A 17,983-nucleotide genomic window follows, 5' to 3' on the forward strand; every position below is an offset into this window, starting at 1 on the left:
TGCGCTTCGCTCGATTTCGGACGCGCTGCGGGGCGGCGGTCCGGATGCGGGCAAACGGCGCGGGGTCCTGCCTTCAGAACTCGCGAGGGGGCTGAACACCGCCGTCGTCTTCCCGCTCCAGCTCCGGCACCGCTCGGCTTTCTCTTCTGGCGCGCCGGACCGATTGCGGCGGCTGGCCCAAGGTACGAATGAATGCGCGCCTCATGCGATCGCGGTCGAAAAAGCCGACTTCGTTCGCAATGACATCCATCGAATGGCGCCCCTGCTCGAGCATCAGCCGCGCGGCTTCCACCCGCAGTTGCTCGACAGCCTTCGCGGGCGATTGGCCCGTTTCCGCGGTAAACGCTCTGCTGAACTGTCGCGGGCTAAGATTGGCGACTTCGGCCAGCTCGTCGACGGAGAGCGCGTTGCGCAAGTGCGTGCTGGCGTAGCTAATGGCCTTCTGAATCCGGTCGGACTTCGGCTCCAGCTCGAGCAACGCGGAAAACTGCGACTGACCGCCGGCGCGCCGGTGATAGACGACGAGTTTGCGCGCCACTGTGCGCGATACGTCCTTGCCGTGATCTTTCTCAATCATGGCAAGCGCCATGTCGATCGTGGCCGCCATCCCCGCTGATGTCCAGATCGAGCCATCCACGACGAAAATCCGGTCGCCGTCGACGGCCACTTCCGGAAAGCGACGCTGCAGATCGCCGGCAAATCGCCAATGGGTCGTCGCGCGACGGCCATCGAGCGCACCCGATTCGGCCAGGACAAAGGCCCCTGTGCACGGCGCCGCGACGCGCCTCGAAGTCTTGAGCGAGTGTTTGACGAAGGCCGTGAGGGCGGGCGAACGGAGGTTGGTTTCGATTCCCGAAGCAAACATCACCGTATCGAACACGGCGTCGCCGAATGGCTGGCTATCGACGCGAATTCCCGCCGACGCCGATATCAGTCCACCTGTTTCGGAAACGACAGTCACCTCATATGCCGTCTCTTCGAGCACGAGATTGGCGAGCTCGAATGCGGTGACCGCAGCGAAACCCATCATATAAAAGTTGGGGAACACGACGAAGCCGATGCTGTGCATGGGGTGTCCTCCGTCCAGCACGTCATGAATTGAGGGTATATCTGACGTTTGTGAAGCCGTCAACAATCCCTATTCTTTGCCTTGTCATCGGAGGGAATGTTGAAATGGAGCGTCGATTACTTGTGCTCGCGATAGGGATGTTCGCGATGGGCACGGACAACTTTGTCGTTGCCGGCATTCTTCCTGGCGTTGCTGCGTCCCTGCACACCTCCGTCAGCGTCGCGGGACAGATGGTGACGCTCTACGCGTTGTCGTATGCGGTCATGGCGCCCGTGATGGCCGCTATCGCCGGTGGATGGCCGCGCAAGCTCATTCTCGTGCTGGCGCTCGGTATCTTTGTGGCCGGCAACGCGATCAGCGCGCTCGCAACCAGCATCGACACCGTTCTTTTCAGTCGCGTGCTCGCGGGGTTCGGCGCGGCCCTGTTCTCTCCTACCGCACTTGGCGTCGCTTCGGCGCTTGCCCCGCCCGAGAAGCGAGGCCGAGCGCTTTCGATCGTGACCGCGGGCCTGACCGGCGCAACGGCGCTCGGCGCGCCGATCGGCACGTTTATCGGCGGTTTCGGAAGCTGGCGCACGACGCTGGGCTTCGTCACGCTGCTTGGGCTGGTCGCCATGCTCGGCGTGTGGGCGATGCTGCATTCGCTTCCCCCAACACCGGTCGTCACGCTTAAAGAAAGACTCAAGCCGGTTCGCGAGCTGCCTGTCGCGCTTACGCTGCTCACGTCTCTTTTTGCGTTTGGCGGCTTCCTGATGATCTACACCTATGCGGGTTTCGTATTCGATCGCGTGACTCACGGCAACGGACGCATTCTCGCCGGCATGTTTCTCGTCTGGGGAATCGCCGCCACGATCGGCAACGTGCTGTGCGGCCGGCTCGTCGATCGCTTGCCGAGCCGCGCCATCGTGAACGTGGCGCTGTGCGTTGCCGTCGTCAATTTTTGCGCGCTGCCCTGGACCTCGACTCATATGGCCGGCGCCATGCTTGCGCTGATCGTCTGGGGTATATGCGGCTGGGGTCTTCTCGTGCCGCAGCAGCATCGGCTCGTCGAACTGGCGCCGAACGCAGCACCGCTCGTGCTCGCGCTGAACAACACAGCGACCTACACCGGACTCGCCTGTTCGGCCGTGTTGGGCGGCTTGATTCTGCTATTCGTCGATCGGCACTATCTGAGTATCGTCGGTGCGGGGCTCATTACGGTTGCGCTGGTCCTTTCCGAAGCCGCGTATCGCAATCGGCAACGCGGACAGGCCAGAAAAAAAATGAATCGCATGACGAAGTACACGAACACGGGTCACGCACAGGGGCCGGTTCCGTCACTCTGTCAGAGAGAAGCCGCGGGCGCGAATCCATTGGAAGCGGCGACCAGGAGAGCAAATCGTGTCGACATCGATGCAAGCAGTACAGATCGAAAAATTTGGCGGGCCGGATGTCCTCGCGCTGCGCGAGCTTCCGATTCCCACACCCGGCGAAGGAGAAGTAGTCGTCAAGGTGAGGGCGGCAGGCGTCGGTCCGTGGGATACGTGGATTCGCGCCGGCAAAAGCGTTCTTCCGCAACCCCTGCCCTTGACCCCGGGCTCCGACATTGCCGGGCAGGTCGTCCAGGCCGGGCCCGGCGTGACCGGGGTCATGGAAGGCGACGAGGTATTCGGCGTCAACTGCTGGGGGAGATCAGGTCGATCATTGACCCGGCTTCCGCCCTTTCTGTAACGCAGCCGAACGCCGACGTACGGATGTGACCGTTCCGCTGGAATGGCGCACGACGAGTTCAGCGGCAAACGTCACTCTCTGCGCGCCCGCGTCATTGCCCGCCACTTGCGCAAGCAGCGTATTGACTGCGGAACTGGCCATTTGCTGAAACGGCTGGCGCACAGTTGTTAGCGCCGGATGAAACTGCTCCGCCATCGGAATGTCATCGAAGCCCACGATGGAAATATCGTCGGGCACGCGCAGCCCCGCTTCGCGCGCGGCGGCGATCGCGCCAAAGGCGCTTTGATCGTTAGCCGTAAAAATGGCGGTGGGTGGATCGGCAAGACCGAGGAGTCCCGACGCAACCTCAAACGCCGTCATTTGCGACAAGTCGCCGGACGCGATCAGCTCGGGCGCATGCGGCAGCCCGTGCCGTGCGAGCGCATCGACGTACCCGCGCTGCCGGTCACGCACGCCTTCAATCGAATCTCCACCGCCGAGGAACGCAATGCGCGTGTGCCCGAGTTCGATCAGATGCTCGACCGCAAGCTGCGCGCCTCCATAGTTATCGACCGACACCGACGGAAACCGGTTCATCGTGCCGCGCTGATCGATCACCACCACGGGCAGCTTTGCTTTGGCTAACGAATCGAGCCACAGCGAATCACGCGGCAAGATTGCGAGCAATGCATCGGAAAACTGCCGTACCAGCCCGAGCACATCGTGATGCATGCGCCGGTCTTCATCGGACATCGTATAGATCAGCACCTCGCAACCGGCGGCCCTCGCAGCGCGGCCCGCGCCGAGTATCAGCTCGCTCGAGAACTGCGTATCGAGCGTCGGCGTGACGATGCCGATAATGCCGTTACGTCCGCCCGAGAGCTTTTGCGCCGTGCGATTGACGACGTAACCGATATCGGACGCGATGCGCAGCACCTCGTCGCGTGTCTCGCGCGACACGCCGGAGCGTCCGTTCAGTGCGCGCGATGCGGTCATCTGCGACACGCCGGCCAGCCGTGCCACGTCTGCCAGCGTGGGGTTTTCCTTGGTCATGCCGTCGGTCACGAGCGTGTTGTTGAAGATAGTGCATCGATGTCATTCGATGCGTTACCGCTAACGTTCCTTCTACACTCATTCTAAGCGAATACGTCTGAAGCGCAATCAGGGCTTGTTCCGGGCCATGTACGTTTGGCTCAAACCCAGTATCTAAAAGGCTTTTCCACGTCCATATGCAAATTGCCCAAGGCACCCGCCACATGCTTGAGGGTTAACCTCATCTGGCAACCGACCCGCGTCGTTACTACCATCCCTGACGTTAAGGCTAACGTTGATTGTCCCCTACTATAACGACGGAGACTTCAAGATGACGTATGCGGCGGTATCGAAGGCGATCGGTCTCACTGCGCTCTGCTCGTTGCTGGCAATGGCCGCAGGCACCGCTGCCCACGCGCAGGACGCGAAGGTCATCACCGCGTGGGACCAGCAAACCAACGCAACCTCGAGCAAGATCCTGCGCGACGCGTCCGATCGCTTCGAGCAGAAGACGCCCGGCTACAAGGTCGAAAATTCGCACGTCATCAACGACGCATACAAGACCAAGCTCAAGGTTGCATTCGGCGCAAACCAGCCGCCTTGCGTGTTCGAATCGTGGGGCGGCGGCCCGCTGCACGAATACGTGAAAGCCGGTCAGATTGTCGACCTCACGCCGTATCTGCAGAAAGACCCCAGCTATCGCGACCGTTTCCTGCCCTCGTCGTGGAAGGCGGTGACATTCGGCGGCAAGACCTATGGCGTCGCGGCGGAAAACGCATCCGCCGCCGTGATCTTCTATAACAGGGACATCTTCCAGCAATACGGCCTGAAGCCGCCCGCCACGTGGCCCGAACTGATGCACGTCGTGCAGGTGCTGACATCGCACGGCATTGCGCCGTTCGCACTCGCGAACAAGAACAAGTGGACGGGTTCGATGTACTACATGTATCTGGTCGACCGCATCGGCGGCCCAGACGTCGTACGCGCGGCGCTCGACGGCGCCGGCAAGGGCTTCGACGATCCGGCTTTCATCGAAGCCGGCAAATACATCCAGCAGCTCGTCAAGGCCGGGGCGTTCGCACAAGGCTTCAATGGCCTCGACTACGACGTCGGCGCATCGCGCCGCCTGCTCTATTCGGGCCGCGCAGCGATGGAACTGATGGGCGGTTGGGAAGCCTCGACGATTCAAAGCGAAAATCCGTCGTTCTCGAAGAAGCTCGATTTCTTCCCGTTCCCGAGCGTGCCCGGCGGCAAGGGCGATCCTCGCGATGTGATCGGCACGGTCGGCGATGGCTTCCTTAGCATTTCAACCGAATGCAAGTATCCGGACGCCGCGTTCAAGCTGATCCAGTCGCTAACGGACGATACCGCCATGCGCGCACGGGTCGGCGACCGCAAAATTCCGCCGGTGAAGAACATCGCGCTCGACGATCCGCTTCTCAAACGCCTGCAAAGTCTGATTGTCGATGCGCCGAATGTGCAGCTCTGGTACGACCAGGCGCTGCCGCCCCACCTGGGCGAAGTGCATAAGGACACGACACAGGCCTTGTTCGGCCTGTCGCTCACGCCCGAAGCCGCCGCGCAGCAAATGGAAAGCGCCGCTAAAGCGGGCGGTTAATGACGGGAAAGCAAGCGCCATCCACAGCAACACACACGTCACCTCAACCGGATAACCCGGCCGGCGCCGTTATCACAGGCAACGCGGCGCCGGCCGGCAAACACGCCGTGAACATCGTGCTCCCCGCCGTATCCGAACGCCGACGCCGGCTGCGCTTTTCGTCGCAGGCACTTGTCGCGGCCGCCTTTCTCGCGCCGGCGGTGCTGTTGCTCGCGGTCTTCCTGCTTTATCCGCTCGTTTCGAGCTTGCGGCTTTCGCTGGTCGACTGGAATGGTCTTGGCAGCAACGCGCGCTTTGTCGGGCTTTCGAATTGGGCGCGTCTCGCACACGACGCCGTGTTCTGGCAGTCGCTGCTCAACAATCTGATTCTCGCGGTGGCATCGGTCGTCGTTGAATTGCCTATCGCACTCGTGCTCGCTGTGCTGCTCGAAAAAGCCGGCCGTGGTTCGCGTGTGCTGAAGATTCTTTATTTTCTACCGCTGCTGATGTCGAGCGTCGCCATCGGCGTGCTGTTCAAGAACGTCTACGATCCGAACTTTGGTCCGCTGAACGCTGCATTGCGCGCACTGGGTCTCGATGTGCTCGCGCAGGACTGGCTTGGCGATCCGCATCTGTCGCTCGCGTCGACGATCGCCGTGATCTGCTGGCAGAACGTTCCGTTCTACATGATCCTGTTTCTCGCGGGGCTCTCCTCGATGCTGCAAGAGGTCAACGAGGCCGCACGCCTCGACGGCGCGTCCGAATGGGTGATCTTCTGGCGTATCAAACTGCCGCACTTGCAAGGTACCGTACGCACCGCCGTGCTGCTTGCCGTGCTCGGCTCGCTGCGTTACTTCGACCTTATCTATGTCATGACGGGCGGCGGCCCTGAAGGCTCGTCGGAGCTGATGGCCACCTACATGTACCGCACGGTGTTCAGCTCATTCCAGCTCGGCTACGGCAGCACGATCGGTTCGGCGATGTTCATCATTGTCTGCGCGGTCGCGGCCGTATCGCTGCGCTTTACCCGTCGATACGCGACCGAGGTCTAAGTCATGAAAGTGAGATTGAAACCGCGCCTCGGCGTACCGCTGCTCGCGTTGATCTGGCTGCTGGTGACGACGCTGCCATTCGTCTTTGTCGTCGCGACGAGCCTTAAAACACAGGACGAGACGTACTCGTCGCCGGTCTGGGCCTTGCCCCAGCATTTCTTCCTCGGCAACTATGCGGCCGTGCTCGAAGGCCCTTACTTCACTTACTTTCGCAATAGCGTGTTTGTGGTCGGTGTTTCCGTATTGCTGATCGTGCTGGCAAGCGCGATGGCGGCCTATGCGTTCGCACGCATGCGCTTTGCGCTGAACAAGACGCTCTTTGCGATTATCGTCGCGGGCATGATCGTGCCGCTGCACGCGACGCTCGTGCCGATCTATCTGCTCACGCGCAACCTCGGTATCTACGATACGCCGTTCGCCTTGCTGGGGCCCTATGTCGCGTTGAGCCTGCCGATCTCGATCTTTATTCTCACCGAGTTCATGCGCCAGATTCCGCGCGAACTCGAGGAAGCCGCGCAGCTCGACGGCTGCAGTCCGTTCGGCATTTTCTGGCGCATCTTCTTTCCGCTGTCCACGCCCGGGCTCGCCACGGTCGCGATCTACAACGGCATCGGCCTGTGGAACGAGTTCATCTTTGCCTACATGCTGACGTCGACGCCCGAGCATCGCACGCTTCCGCTCGCGATATGGGATTTTCAAGGCCAGTACTCGTCGAATGTGCCGGCGATGCTCGCGGTCGTCACGCTGACATCGTTGCCGCTGATCGTTGCGTACGCGTTCGGTCAGGAGCGTGTGATCAAAGGGATGATGGCCGGCTCGCTAAAAGGCTGAAGAGCGATAGGGCTGAAACGACCAACACCGGTCACCGCCGTACCGAACCCGTCAGGAGTGAATCAATGGCGCTTCAGGACAACAACGAGTTTCCGGTTTATCGCCGCGCGCATATGCCGACCGACGCGCGCGTCGCGGATCTGCTCGCGCGCATGACGCTCGACGAAAAGATCGCGCAGCTGCACGCGGTCTGGCTCAAGCTTTCCGCTGACGGTCAGCACGAATGGCGCAGCGAAGATTTCGCGCAACGCGACACTGGCGTGCCGCTAAATACCCTGCTGCGCCATGGTCTCGGCCAGGTGACGCGCCCGCTCGGCACGCACACGGTCGACCCACAGGAAGGCGTCAAGGCGCTCAATGCATTGCAGCGGCAGATGGTCGAGAACACGCGCCTCGGCATTCCGGTGATGTCGCACGAGGAGTGCCTGGTCGGCCTGATGATCAAGGACGCGACGCTTTTTCCGTCGTCGCTCAATTACGCGGCGACGTGGAATCCCGCCCTGATCGGTCGCGTGGGCGAGATGATCGGCGCGCAGGCGCGCTCGATCGGATGCCGCCAGGGGCTGGCGCCTGTGCTCGATGTATCGCGTGATCCGCGCTGGGGCCGCACCGAGGAAACGTTCGGCGAAGATCCGTACCTCGTCGGCGTGATGGCATGCAGTTATGTCAACGGCTTGCAAGGCGAACGCCGCGACGTGCTCGCAACGCTCAAGCACTTTGTCGCACACTCGGCGAGCGAAGGCGCGCGCAATCACGCACCGGTCCACGTCGGACCACGCGAGCTCAACGACACTTACATGCTGCCGTTCGAGATGGCCGTGAAGCTCGCGCATGCGGGTTCCGTGATGCCCGCGTATCACGACATCGACGGTGTACCGTGCCACACGAACCGCGAACTGCTGCACCAGGTACTGCGTGAAAAGTGGGGCTTCGACGGGCTGATCGTCGCCGACTATGTCGCCGTGAATCTGCTTTATACGCATCATGGCGTCGCGCGCGACGCCGCCGACGCCGCAGCGCAATCGTTCAATGCGGGCCTCGATATCGAGTTGCCGGGCCACGAATGCGCGCTGCACCTGAAGGAAGCGCTCGCGCGCGGCGACATCAGTGAAGCGACGATCGACGCCACCGTGACACGCGTGCTGCGCGCGAAATTCGATATCGGCCTCTTCGAACATCCGTATGTCGACCCCGAGCAAGTAGACTTGCGCAGCGATGCAGCGCTCGATCTCGCGCACGAGGTCGCGCGCCAGTCGGCCGTGCTGCTACGCAACGATGGCGTGCTCCCTCTTGCCGGTGACGGTAAGCAGAAGATCGCGGTAATCGGGCCGACCGCGGACGACCCGCTCGCTCTGCTTGCCGGCTACAGCTTTCCTGTCCATCTGATCGTCAGCGGGGAGCAATCGGCTTCGTCGATCACGACACCGCTGCAGGCTTTGCGCCGTATGCTGGGCGAAGCCAACGTGGTGTTCGAGAAAGGCTGCTCAATCATCGAAGAGCGGCGCGCCGGCGCGCCCGTGTTTCCCGGCGACGTTGCGCTCGATACGCGCGATCTGAATGCGCGCGACGACCTGATCAGTGCGGACACATCCCGCATCGCAAACGCCGCACAAGCCGCAAGCGAGGTCGATGTCGCAATCGTATTTGTCGGTGACCTCGCGGGCCTGTTCCAGTCCGGAACAGTCGGCGAAGGTTCGGATACCGATAGTCTCGCCTTGCCGGGTATGCAGCAGGCGTTGGTCGACGCCGTCGTCGCCACCGGCACGCCTACCGTTGTCGTAATGACGGGGGGCCGGCCATATAACCTCGGCGGTCTGGAAGAACGTGTCGCCGCGCATATCATGGCCTTTGCACCGGGTGAAAAAGGCGGAGAGGCGCTCGCCGAACTGCTGACCGGGCGCACAAATTTTAGCGGCCGTCTGCCGTTGTCGGTGCCGACCAGCGCGGGCGCGGTGCCCTACGTCTACAACCACCGGTTGAAGAGTGCGGGAACGCCTGTTGCCCGGCACTTCGGTTCGCGCTATCCATTCGGCTTCGGGCTCACCTACACCCGCTTTGTGTATAGCGACCTCGAACTGATCACTGCAGAAGTGCCGATTGCGGACGGCACGTTTGAATTCATCTTTAGCGTCGAAAACATCGGTGCGCGCAGCGGCGACGAAGTCGTACAGGTCTATGTGCGCGATCGTCTCGCTTCGACGTCGCGTCCCGTCAAGGAATTGAAGGCATTCGCGCGCGTCTCGCTCGAACCGCACGCAAAGGTGCTATTACGCGCGCGCCTACCGGTCGATATGCTCAATTTCACGGACGCGCGCGGCGAGCGCATCGTCGAGCCGGGGGAATTCGATCTGATGATCGGCAGTTCGAGCCGCGACATCCATCTGAATGCGACGCTGACCGTTAGAGGTGCGGCAACGCGAACGCTCGAACGCGATTGGCGAATGATCAGCGAGGTACAGGTAGTCTGACGCGACGGTACGCCGGGAGCCCGATGCCCGGCGTTTTACGCCGACACGGACACTGCCGATGGCCACCCCACTCTTACCAACGTCCCATCGGGTCCGTTGAGGCTGAACTCATACATGCCCCACGGCTTGTGCTCGGGCGCGCGGCCTTTTTCAATGCGTTCGTTTTTGAACGCCGCCGCCAGTTCGTCCACATTTCTGCGGTAAAGATAGAGGCCAAACGGATTGCGTCCTTCAACAAGCCACCCATCGACAGCTTGCGTGAGATGAATCTCCGCGCCGCGTCCGTCCGCCAGCATCCTGTAGTCGTCGCCATTGCCGGCCGGATCGGAAAAACCGAGCCGCGCGAAAAACGCCTCCGCGGCATCGAGGTCGTTACATGGCAGAATGGCAACGAGCTTTTCCTCTTTTGACATCGCTTGATCCTCGTTAAGACCCGCCGACCGTTACGGACCAACGCGCCCGGCGCGCGGGTTTTTGCAAGGCGCGTTTTCGATGATAGTCCACGCGCTGCAGGCTCGACATATTGCATTAAACGCGATGCACTAGAATTTCCAGACCCAGCCACTCCTTACCGCCATCATCATGACCAGAGACGAACGATTCGAAAAGCTTGCCGCGCAAATGGGCTTTCCGCTGAACGAGGAAATCAAGGTCGGCGGAAAATACACGCCAGTGTTGCTCGACGGAAATATGGCTTACGTCGCCGGTCAAATCCCACGGGTGGGCGACGAGGTTCGTTTCGTCGGCGCGGCTGGCGATACGATTTCTCTCGACGATGCGAGGCACGCCGCGCAAATATCGGCAATCCGTGCATTCGCGCTGATCAAAAACGTTTGCGGCAGCCTCGACACGATCGTCTCGGTCCCGCGCATCAATGTATTCGTGCGCAGCGCGCCCGACTTCACAAAGCAAAGCGAGGTCGCTGATGGCGCGTCCGACGTGCTGTCGGCAGTGCTCGAAGAGGCGGGCGTACATACCCGCACATCCGTGGGCGCGTTCCAGTTGCCCAAGGGCGCGGTGGTGGAGGTGGACTTCTGCTTCAGAGTCGCCACGTGAGGTGTTTTTCGCTGCCTCGGCGCACGCATTCGGCTATGTACACGTCATGTTTCTGAACTGGATCGCGCCCGCGACGACATTGATCGGCGGCGGATTGTTCGCCGCAAGCTATCGCAAGCATCGCTCGCTGGCCCTAGCCTGTTTCGAGCATGCGCGATATCGCTGCCTGATCTTTACGCTTGGCCTTGGCCGTTTCTTCTTCACTGGCGCGGCGTGGCGGCACTAACCGCGCCCTGCTGTGCATACGTCGACTCCCATCCGCCGCCCAGCACCTTGCATAGCGTAATCAGATTGATGTCGGCATCGGCATCGCTCTGCTCGAGATCGCTTTGCGCCTTAAGCAGTTGCCGCTGTACGTTCAGCACATTCAGATAATCGACCGCGCCCTGTTTGTAGCGCTGTTGCGCCACCGACAGCGCGCGCTCGTTCAGACTGACGACCGCTTTGAGCCGATCGCGCCGCCGCTGTTCGGCGTCGTATGTAATCAATGCGTCGTCCACTTCGCGCCATGCCTGAAGCACCGTGCGTTTGTACACGATGGCCGCTTCCTGCTGCTGCGCCTCGCGCAATTGCAAGGTTCCCTTGAGGCGCCCACCTTCGAATATCGGCAGCGTGATCGATGGCCCGACAACGAATTGCCCCGATGCCCAATCCGCAAGACTCGACAGTTGAAGGCTTTGAAACCCCGCACTGCCATTCAATGAAATGCGCGGATAGAAGTCGGCTTTCGCCATGCCGATCGCCGCCGTGGCCGCATGCAGCTGCGCATCCGCCCTTCTGATATCGGGCCGGCGTTGCACGAGTTCCGACGGGAAGCCGATCGGCACCTGTTGGGGAAGCCCAGGCACATCGCGCGGCTCGGCGAGACGTGCCTTGAGTGCGCCGGGCTCCTTCGCGAGCAACACGCCAATCGCATTGATCGTGGTGTCGGAGCGCGCCTCGAGCGTCGGAAGCAGGCTTTCGATCGACTCCACCTGTGCCGATGCGTTGGCAACATCGAGATCGGTCGTCACGCCATCGCGCTTGCGGATTTCCGTGAGCTTCGTCGCATTGCGCGCGATGTCGAGATTCTGCTTTGCTATCTGGAGCAGCGCCTGCGTATCGCGTAACTCGATATAGTCTCGCGCGAGTTCGGCGCGCACGGACAACAGCACCGCGTTGCGATCTTCGTATGAAGCAGCGGCAAGCGCCGTCGCGGCTTCGACACCGCGCCGCGCGCCGCCCCAGATATCGAGTTCCCACGATGCATCGAAGCCGAACTGATACAGGTTATACGCGGGCGAACCCGAGGAACCCGGTAACGGCGCCACGCCAAGCGGCGCACTGCCCGATGCCGATTGCGGCTGACTTTGCGCCGGACTCACGCCAAGCAACGACAGAATGCCGGTCGGGCTGCCGCGTTCGCGGTTATACGATGCGGCCCCGTCCAGCGTCGGATATTGCGCGGCGCCTGCAATGCGCTGCCCGGCCCGGCTTTCCCGCAAGCGCGCCGATGCCGCGGCGACGTCGAGATTTGCATCGGTCAATTCCTGCTGCAAGGCGTTCAGCACAGGGTCATTGAAGAGCGTCCACCAATCCGGATTGAATCCGGCTTCAACGGCTTTGCTCGGCGCTTGCGCAGTTTGCGTTCGGTCGAATACGTCTGGCGTGTGCGTCTGTGGATGTTCGAAGTTCGGGCCGACGAGGCAACCCGACAGCACGGAGCACAGCAATGCCGCGAGCGCCGGTGTGCGGATGGTAAATTCGCTCGCGTTCATTTTTTGCCCGCTTCCTCGCTCGGCTTGTCGCCTCGGCCTGCAACGGTCACTTCCGTTTCGACGGAAAGCCCCACGCTTAATTCGGCGACTGCGTCCTGCCCTCGATCAAGGGTGATTTTCACGGGCACGCGTTGAACGACCTTCGTGAAGTTGCCCGTTGCGTTGTCGGGCGCGATCGGTGCAAAACTCAAACCCGTAGCAGGCGCAAGGCTGTCGATATGCCCTTGAATCACGACGCCCGGCAGGCTGTCGACCTTGACGCGCACGCTTTCGCCGGGCCGCATTCTGGTCAGCTGGTTCTCCTGAAAATTCGCGACGACATATGCCTCCGCCAGCGGCACGATCGCGAGCAGCGGCGCACCCGTCGTCACAAAAGCTCCGACGCGCACCGAGCGCCGCCCAACCTTTCCATCCACCGGCGCATGAATTTCCGCGTACGACAGGTTGAGCCTTGCCTGCTCGAGCACCGCTTGAGCGTGGGCCAATGCACCAGCAGCCTTGTCGCGCTGTGTGCGCAATACGTCGAGATTTTGCTGGGTCGCCAGCAACGCGGCCTCGTCGTGCGACTGCCGCGCCAGCAGTTCGGCGAGCGTGCTCGACGCATGCTGCTGTTCCTGCGTGGTACCCGCACCCGATTGCGACAGATCCTGGTAGCGTGCGGCGTTGGCTCGCGCAAACTGGATCGATGCATCGTCCGCGCGAAGCGTTGCACGCGCCTGATCGACCAGCGACGGCTGCCGCGCGATCTCGGCGTCGAAGTTCGCGACCGCCGCTCTTGCCGCGGCCAGGTCGGCCTCGGCGCTCATCAGCGCGGCGCGAAAGTCGCGGTCGTCGATGCGCACGAGCAATTGCCCGGCCTTGACACGCTGATTGTCTTCGATCAGCACTTCCGAGACCTGTCCGGCGATGCGCGGCGCCACGAGCGTGAAATCGGCCGCCACATAGGCGTCGTTAGTGGACTCCGTGCTCGAGTCCGCAAGAAGCGTCGTGCAACCCCATGCCGCGATGCCGAGCGCGACGATGCACACGGCGACGCGAATCGCTTTTTGAGGAAAATTCATGACAGTTGACATATATCGACGTTCAACGGGAAGAAGGCTGCGTAGTGCTCCATGGCGGATAGATACGCACAGGCAAAACCGGAACAAGCATGAGAAGTAAGAGCGCGACACCTGCCATTACGCGATAGAGGTCGGCCGAGGTCAGCACCACCGCCTGTTCGTGTATCCGATGAGCGAGTTCGCCGAGACCATGCGCGATATCGACGCTCTGGCTCGTCACCAGCATGTTGTTGCCGACGTGATCGACGAGCATGCTCGAATGGAAATGCTCGCGAGCCGTGCCCAGACCTTCGATCAGACCCGTGGCGACCGCCGCCGAGAAGGTCTTTAGCGAATTGAACACCGCCGAAGCAAAGGGCCCTTCGGTCGGCGGCAAGCCCGTCGTCACGCCCATCAGAATGCACATGATCACCATCGGTTGCGCGGCGATCTGCAATGACTGTAACCAGTAGAAGTTCTCGCGCACCCAGTCGGACGTGACAAAGCTGCCCATGAAGCAGGTGCTTGCCATGAGCGCCAGGCCGATGGCCATCACCCAACGGCAATCGACACGGCGAATGTTCAGCACGGCCGCTGTCAAGGGCAGCGCAAGCAGCAGTGGAATGGCGACCAGCAACGCTAAGGGCGTGGTCTGCAGCGGCCTGTAACCGTGAACTTTCGCGAGATATTGCGCCGGTATCACGGCAACGCCGGTCAACAGCACGACCGCGCCGAACAGCGTGGTCAGTCCGTGCGTGAAGTTCCGGCGTGAAAGCAGCTGAAGCCTGAAAAACGGCAGCGGGTGATACCACTCGTTAATCAGGAACGCCACGAGCAACAGCGCGCCTCCATAGAGCATCACACAGATAAAGTCCGAGTTCAGCCAGTCGAGGCGATCGCCCTGCAGAAGGCCGATAACGAGCATCGCGATAGCCGGAAAGCCGGTAAAGAACCCGCTCCAGTTGAATGAGCGAAATCGCTCGATCTTTAAAGGATCGTCAGGAAGCCCGATGTGGATCGCGAAGCAGCACACAATGCCTAACGGCACGACTTGCCAGAACGCCATTCGCCAGCTCGCATACTCGGTCCATAACGCTGTGAGCGGCGTGCCGAGCGCCGGCCCGAAGGTCGCTGTGAGCGCATAGCCGGCGAGGCCATATAGCTTGATTTTCGGTGGCAGATAGCGCAGCGCCACGATAATCAGCATGGGCGGCAGGCATCCGCCGGAAACGCCTTGCAATACCCGTAACGTGTAAAGCGCGGACAGATTCGGTGCAAGCGGGCACAGCGCGGCAAACAGCATCGTGGCCAGCATGGCGCCGATGGCGAATCGCTTGAGCGTGAACGTCACGCCGAACCACGGCGCAAACACCATCGCGGAAACGTTGGCGGCTTCGAACAGAACCGTCAGCCAGCTGCCGTCGTCGTGCCCGATCGAAAGCGCGCCGCGAATGTCCGTCATGGCTTGCGCAGTGACCTGCTGGTTCAGAATCGCCGATAGCGACGCAAGCAGCATGCCGATCAGCCCGGCGGCGAGTCGCGGCGTCAGCTTCGGCTGTGCGGCCTTTGGTTGCGTAGGCGGCTGCGCGTGCGGCGCAGCGGCCGGCAATGACGATTGCGCGAGCGACTCGTCGTCCGTTGCGGTTTTCCAGAGGTTCACGGTGGTGTTCATAAGCGTCGCCGCCCAGTGATGAGCCGCAGAATTCTAAAAGAGGATCCCGAAATGAATAACGCTGTCACAGGCGGTTTCAGGCCGTTTTGCTGATCAATCTGGCCAACCCCTTCGTCCGACACGTAACAGACGACCGGCCGGGCATGGCCCGCCCGCAGGTACGCAAGGCGACTGGGTTACGCCATGCGTTGCTTCTCGTCGAAGTATTGCGGCGCCTCGCGACGATCGAACATTCCATACTCGCGGACGACACGAACATGCCGCAGACGCACACCGTCGGGCAGCGTCATGTTGCGCGCGAACGCCTCGGCGGCGGCCAGATCTTTCCAGGTCACCACCGCGATCACATCGCCCGGCGCCAACAGCGCATGGAACGCGTCCCAGGCAACAAGTCCGGCTGCGCGCGGATCGAGGCCTACCGATTGCGCGACTGCATCCGCCCCCGCCTGCTTGACCCATTCCGGCGAGCGTTTCGCGTCGAGCAGCATGACTGCCGTGCCGGCGCCGGTTTCCGTCACGTCGAGACGTTGCTCCTGCAACGAGTGGCCTTCCGGAATCCGCGTATCCGCGACGACCTGGCCGATGCGCAGCCGATAGTCGGCAAACACGCGGTCGCGCGCCGCTTCCTGCACTTTGTGATGTTTCGTCGAGACCCGCCAGCGCACCAGCGACTTCTCGTCGCGCCAGCTCGACAGCGAGAGCAGCCATGCCTCCCGCGTCAGACTCGCATAGCGCGTGTTGTCGATAAAGCCGTCGGTCGCTTCGAGTTCCGGCCGAAGCATCTTCGCCATGCCGAGATAGGCATCGAACTGTTCGGCATATGGATTCACTTCAAGCATTGCAGCAAACATGGAGCAGACTCCTTCGTCTGGTTAGGGATGCTTATATCGCAATATCGCATCGTGGGTTAATTGATTGTCGGGGATGGTCGGCGTTTCTTAAAGCCGAAGGAGTCTGGCAATCGGGCCAATCGGTGCGCGAAATTTGCCAACGCAACTCATCGATACCTCGATGAAGCCGCTCTTCAAAAATGGATTTTCGACTGGCCATCTTTATTCGTTCTTTGGCCAGTCGAACGGACGCGGTGCCGGCACGCATGACAGCGCGCTTACAATCGACACCGGTAAATGCACGGGAAGGTTGGGTGGCGGGATGGACAGATTACGCGAGATGGAGGTGTTCGTTGCCATCGTCGATCGAGGCAGTTTCACCGGCGCGTCGGAGAAACTCGGCATGTCGGCCCCTGCGGTTTCACGCGCACTCACCTCGCTCGAAGCGCGCCTCGGCACGCAATTGTTGACGCGAACCACGCGCTCGATCCGGCCGACGGAAGCGGGTATGTCGTACCTCGATATGTGCCGCCGCGTGCTCGATACGATCACCGACGCGGAAGCGAATATCGCGGTCGATCAGAACAACCCGGTCGGCACGCTAACCATCTCGGCTCCGGTGCTGTTCGGCCAGCGATTTATCGCTCCGCTCGTCAATGCGTATGCGCGGCGCTATCCGGACGTCAGCATCAACGCGGTCTACGACGACCGCACGACTCGGCTTCTCGAGGACGGTGTGGACATCGCGATCCGCATCGGCCATCTCGGAGATTCGTCGATATTCGCCGTGCCATTGGGATTTGTCAGGCGCCGGACATACGCGGCCCCCACCTATCTAGCCACGCATGGTGAGCCAGTTCACCCGAGAGAACTTGCCGATCACCGGTGTCTGTCCTTTACAGGCGTGACTCATCCATTCGAGTGGCTGTTCTATGAGAACGGATTGCGGCTACCGGTCCGGCTTCAGCCGAAGATGATCGTCAATCTTGCGCCTGTGGCCGTCGCGGCCGCTGTCGACGGCGCGGGAATCACGCAGCTGTTTTCGTACCAGGCGGCGCCCGAAATGCTGGAGGGAAGTCTGCAGCCCATTCTCACTGCCTTCGAGCCCGAGTCGACGCCGGTGAGTCTGCTGCATGTGGAACGGCGTGGCGCGAGCGGCAAGGTGCGGACCTTCGTCGAGTTCGTGACCGGGACTTTGCGCAGAAATGTGCATCTTCAGTATGCGGGCAATGCGGCGGCCGTCGATGGCGCTGCGATTGACGGCACCGCTGCCGCAACGCCCGTCACCACCCGACGCAAGGTCGCAAAGCGTGCCAGGAAGGCGACCCGTGTGGCTACGTCATAAGCCCGATGCGCGCGGACGCAGCCGCGAGTCGAAGCTCGCGATAGGCACCGACTAGCGCATCCAGACTGAATGAGCGATTCAGGCCGCTGGGATTCGGCAACACCCACGCGCGCGCACCGCCGAACGCGGCCGATTGCAGTCCCCATTGAATATCACGCGAGCCGGACATCGCGGACAGCGCCATTTTGCCGAGGAACGCGATGTACGTCGGCGCATACCGTTCGATTTTCTGTTCGAAGTCGACTGCCGCCGCTTTAAGCTCCATCAGCGACAGGTGTTCCGCGCGTGCTGTTGCACGCGAGACGGCGGTGGTCAGCCCATAACCGTATTGCAGCAACGTGCGGTCGTGTTCGGGACAAAACTGCTCGGGCGTAAAGCCCGCCAGATGCATGACGCGCCAGAAGCGGTTGCCGCGGCCCGCGAAGTGGCGGCCCGTCGACGCCGCCAGCATGCCCGGGTTGATTCCGCAAAACACCACCGATAAACCGGGCGCGAGAATATCGGGAAGACCTTGAAAAGAATCGGAGGAAGACATCGATCTAAGC

General features: G+C 61.6%; 15 protein-coding genes and 1 pseudogene. 8 read left to right on the forward strand and 8 right to left on the reverse strand.

Features of this window, described 5'->3' with window-relative positions:
• Positions 1 to 73: 73 nt before the first annotated feature.
• Positions 74 to 1,069, reverse strand: coding sequence for a GlxA family transcriptional regulator (locus ACYPXD_RS19560; RefSeq protein ID WP_459714730.1), 996 nt, complete (start codon positions 1,067 to 1,069; stop codon positions 74 to 76).
• Positions 1,070 to 1,173: 104 nt separating this feature from the next.
• Here ACYPXD_RS19560 and ACYPXD_RS19565 point away from each other — a divergent pair.
• A pseudogene (locus ACYPXD_RS19565) lies at positions 1,174 to 2,322 on the forward strand (MFS transporter); the annotation flags it as partial.
• A 139-nt stretch (positions 2,323 to 2,461) separates the two neighbouring features.
• A complete protein-coding gene (locus ACYPXD_RS19570) occupies positions 2,462 to 2,779 on the forward strand; it encodes an alcohol dehydrogenase catalytic domain-containing protein (protein WP_459714948.1) in 318 nt (105 codons plus the stop codon).
• Here the strand turns inward: ACYPXD_RS19570 and ACYPXD_RS19575 are convergent.
• Positions 2,750 to 3,811, reverse strand: a complete 1,062-nt coding sequence (locus ACYPXD_RS19575) for a LacI family DNA-binding transcriptional regulator (protein WP_459714733.1) — start codon at positions 3,809 to 3,811, stop codon at positions 2,750 to 2,752. The two genes, ACYPXD_RS19570 and ACYPXD_RS19575, sit on opposite strands and share 30 nt — an antisense overlap.
• A gap of 310 nt (positions 3,812 to 4,121) precedes the next feature.
• On the opposite strand from ACYPXD_RS19575, the gene ACYPXD_RS19580 reads away from it, so the two are divergent.
• The 4 genes from ACYPXD_RS19580 to ACYPXD_RS19595 all read left to right on the forward strand — a co-directional run bounded on the left by ACYPXD_RS19580 (position 4,122) and on the right by ACYPXD_RS19595 (position 9,738).
• On the forward strand, positions 4,122 to 5,408 hold the full coding sequence (locus ACYPXD_RS19580) for an extracellular solute-binding protein (RefSeq protein ID WP_459714736.1): 1,287 nt from the start codon (positions 4,122 to 4,124) through the stop codon (positions 5,406 to 5,408).
• A gap of 107 nt (positions 5,409 to 5,515) precedes the next feature.
• Positions 5,516 to 6,439 (forward strand): carbohydrate ABC transporter permease, encoded by a 924-nt coding sequence (locus ACYPXD_RS19585; RefSeq protein ID WP_459714739.1) that lies wholly within the window; start codon positions 5,516 to 5,518, stop codon positions 6,437 to 6,439.
• A gap of 3 nt (positions 6,440 to 6,442) precedes the next feature.
• Positions 6,443 to 7,270: a carbohydrate ABC transporter permease gene (locus ACYPXD_RS19590; protein ID WP_459714741.1), complete on the forward strand. Its 828-nt coding sequence runs from the start codon at positions 6,443 to 6,445 to the stop codon at positions 7,268 to 7,270.
• 65 nt (positions 7,271 to 7,335) lie between these two features.
• The gene (locus tag ACYPXD_RS19595; RefSeq protein WP_459714743.1) at positions 7,336 to 9,738 is read left to right on the forward strand and encodes a glycoside hydrolase family 3 N-terminal domain-containing protein; all 2,403 of its coding nucleotides are present in this window, start codon (positions 7,336 to 7,338) and stop codon (positions 9,736 to 9,738) included.
• A gap of 35 nt (positions 9,739 to 9,773) precedes the next feature.
• Here the strand turns inward: ACYPXD_RS19595 and ACYPXD_RS19600 are convergent, their stop codons facing one another.
• Positions 9,774 to 10,151, reverse strand: coding sequence for a VOC family protein (locus ACYPXD_RS19600; protein WP_459714745.1), 378 nt, complete (start codon positions 10,149 to 10,151; stop codon positions 9,774 to 9,776).
• 169 nt (positions 10,152 to 10,320) lie between these two features.
• Here ACYPXD_RS19600 and ACYPXD_RS19605 point away from each other — a divergent pair, with 169 nt between their 5' ends.
• Positions 10,321 to 10,794, forward strand: coding sequence for a RidA family protein (locus tag ACYPXD_RS19605; protein WP_459714747.1), 474 nt, complete (start codon positions 10,321 to 10,323; stop codon positions 10,792 to 10,794).
• Positions 10,795 to 10,994: 200 nt separating this feature from the next.
• Here the strand turns inward: ACYPXD_RS19605 and ACYPXD_RS19610 are convergent, their stop codons facing one another.
• The 4 genes from ACYPXD_RS19610 to ACYPXD_RS19625 form a co-directional block, all read right to left on the reverse strand.
• Positions 10,995 to 12,551, reverse strand: a complete 1,557-nt coding sequence (locus ACYPXD_RS19610; protein WP_459714749.1) for an efflux transporter outer membrane subunit — start codon at positions 12,549 to 12,551, stop codon at positions 10,995 to 10,997.
• On the reverse strand, positions 12,548 to 13,612 hold the full coding sequence (locus ACYPXD_RS19615) for an HlyD family secretion protein (protein ID WP_459714752.1): 1,065 nt from the start codon (positions 13,610 to 13,612) through the stop codon (positions 12,548 to 12,550). The genes ACYPXD_RS19610 and ACYPXD_RS19615 overlap by 4 nt, the downstream gene beginning before the upstream one ends.
• 22 nt (positions 13,613 to 13,634) lie before the next feature.
• Entirely contained in the window at positions 13,635 to 15,263 is a 1,629-nt protein-coding gene (locus ACYPXD_RS19620) for an MFS transporter (protein ID WP_459714754.1), read from the reverse strand.
• Positions 15,264 to 15,439: 176 nt separating this feature from the next.
• Positions 15,440 to 16,114 carry an antibiotic biosynthesis monooxygenase family protein gene (locus ACYPXD_RS19625; protein WP_459714758.1) on the reverse strand — a complete coding sequence of 225 codons (675 nt, stop codon included), beginning with the start codon at positions 16,112 to 16,114 and terminating at the stop codon, positions 15,440 to 15,442.
• A 301-nt stretch (positions 16,115 to 16,415) separates the two neighbouring features.
• On the opposite strand from ACYPXD_RS19625, the gene ACYPXD_RS19630 reads away from it, so the two are divergent.
• On the forward strand, positions 16,416 to 17,438 hold the full coding sequence (locus ACYPXD_RS19630; protein ID WP_459714952.1) for a LysR family transcriptional regulator: 1,023 nt from the start codon (positions 16,416 to 16,418) through the stop codon (positions 17,436 to 17,438).
• Here ACYPXD_RS19630 and mug read toward each other — a convergent pair.
• On the reverse strand, positions 17,428 to 17,973 hold the full coding sequence (mug, locus tag ACYPXD_RS19635) for a G/U mismatch-specific DNA glycosylase (RefSeq protein ID WP_459714760.1): 546 nt from the start codon (positions 17,971 to 17,973) through the stop codon (positions 17,428 to 17,430). The two genes, ACYPXD_RS19630 and mug, sit on opposite strands and share 11 nt — an antisense overlap.
• Between the last annotated feature and the right edge of the window lie 10 nt (positions 17,974 to 17,983).

The organism is Paraburkholderia sp. 2C (assembly GCF_054589215.1).

What these genes read in the sequence shown, in the direction of transcription:
- ACYPXD_RS19570 (WP_459714948.1), top strand. Translation starts at nt 2,462, where the DNA reads ATGCAAGCAGTACAGATCGAAAAATTTGGCGGGCCGGATGTCCTCGCG.
- ACYPXD_RS19560 (WP_459714730.1), bottom strand. Translation starts at nt 1,069, where the DNA reads ATGCACAGCATCGGCTTCGTCGTGTTCCCCAACTTTTATATGATGGGT.
- ACYPXD_RS19610 (WP_459714749.1), bottom strand. Translation starts at nt 12,551, where the DNA reads ATGAACGCGAGCGAATTTACCATCCGCACACCGGCGCTCGCGGCATTG.
- ACYPXD_RS19620 (WP_459714754.1), bottom strand. Translation starts at nt 15,263, where the DNA reads ATGAACACCACCGTGAACCTCTGGAAAACCGCAACGGACGACGAGTCG.
- ACYPXD_RS19630 (WP_459714952.1), top strand. Translation starts at nt 16,416, where the DNA reads ATGGACAGATTACGCGAGATGGAGGTGTTCGTTGCCATCGTCGATCGA.
- ACYPXD_RS19615 (WP_459714752.1), bottom strand. Translation starts at nt 13,612, where the DNA reads ATGAATTTTCCTCAAAAAGCGATTCGCGTCGCCGTGTGCATCGTCGCG.
- ACYPXD_RS19580 (WP_459714736.1), top strand. Translation starts at nt 4,122, where the DNA reads ATGACGTATGCGGCGGTATCGAAGGCGATCGGTCTCACTGCGCTCTGC.
- ACYPXD_RS19590 (WP_459714741.1), top strand. Translation starts at nt 6,443, where the DNA reads ATGAAAGTGAGATTGAAACCGCGCCTCGGCGTACCGCTGCTCGCGTTG.
- ACYPXD_RS19605 (WP_459714747.1), top strand. Translation starts at nt 10,321, where the DNA reads ATGACCAGAGACGAACGATTCGAAAAGCTTGCCGCGCAAATGGGCTTT.
- mug (WP_459714760.1), bottom strand. Translation starts at nt 17,973, where the DNA reads ATGTCTTCCTCCGATTCTTTTCAAGGTCTTCCCGATATTCTCGCGCCC.
- ACYPXD_RS19575 (WP_459714733.1), bottom strand. Translation starts at nt 3,811, where the DNA reads ATGACCAAGGAAAACCCCACGCTGGCAGACGTGGCACGGCTGGCCGGC.
- ACYPXD_RS19600 (WP_459714745.1), bottom strand. Translation starts at nt 10,151, where the DNA reads ATGTCAAAAGAGGAAAAGCTCGTTGCCATTCTGCCATGTAACGACCTC.
- ACYPXD_RS19625 (WP_459714758.1), bottom strand. Translation starts at nt 16,114, where the DNA reads ATGTTTGCTGCAATGCTTGAAGTGAATCCATATGCCGAACAGTTCGAT.
- ACYPXD_RS19595 (WP_459714743.1), top strand. Translation starts at nt 7,336, where the DNA reads ATGGCGCTTCAGGACAACAACGAGTTTCCGGTTTATCGCCGCGCGCAT.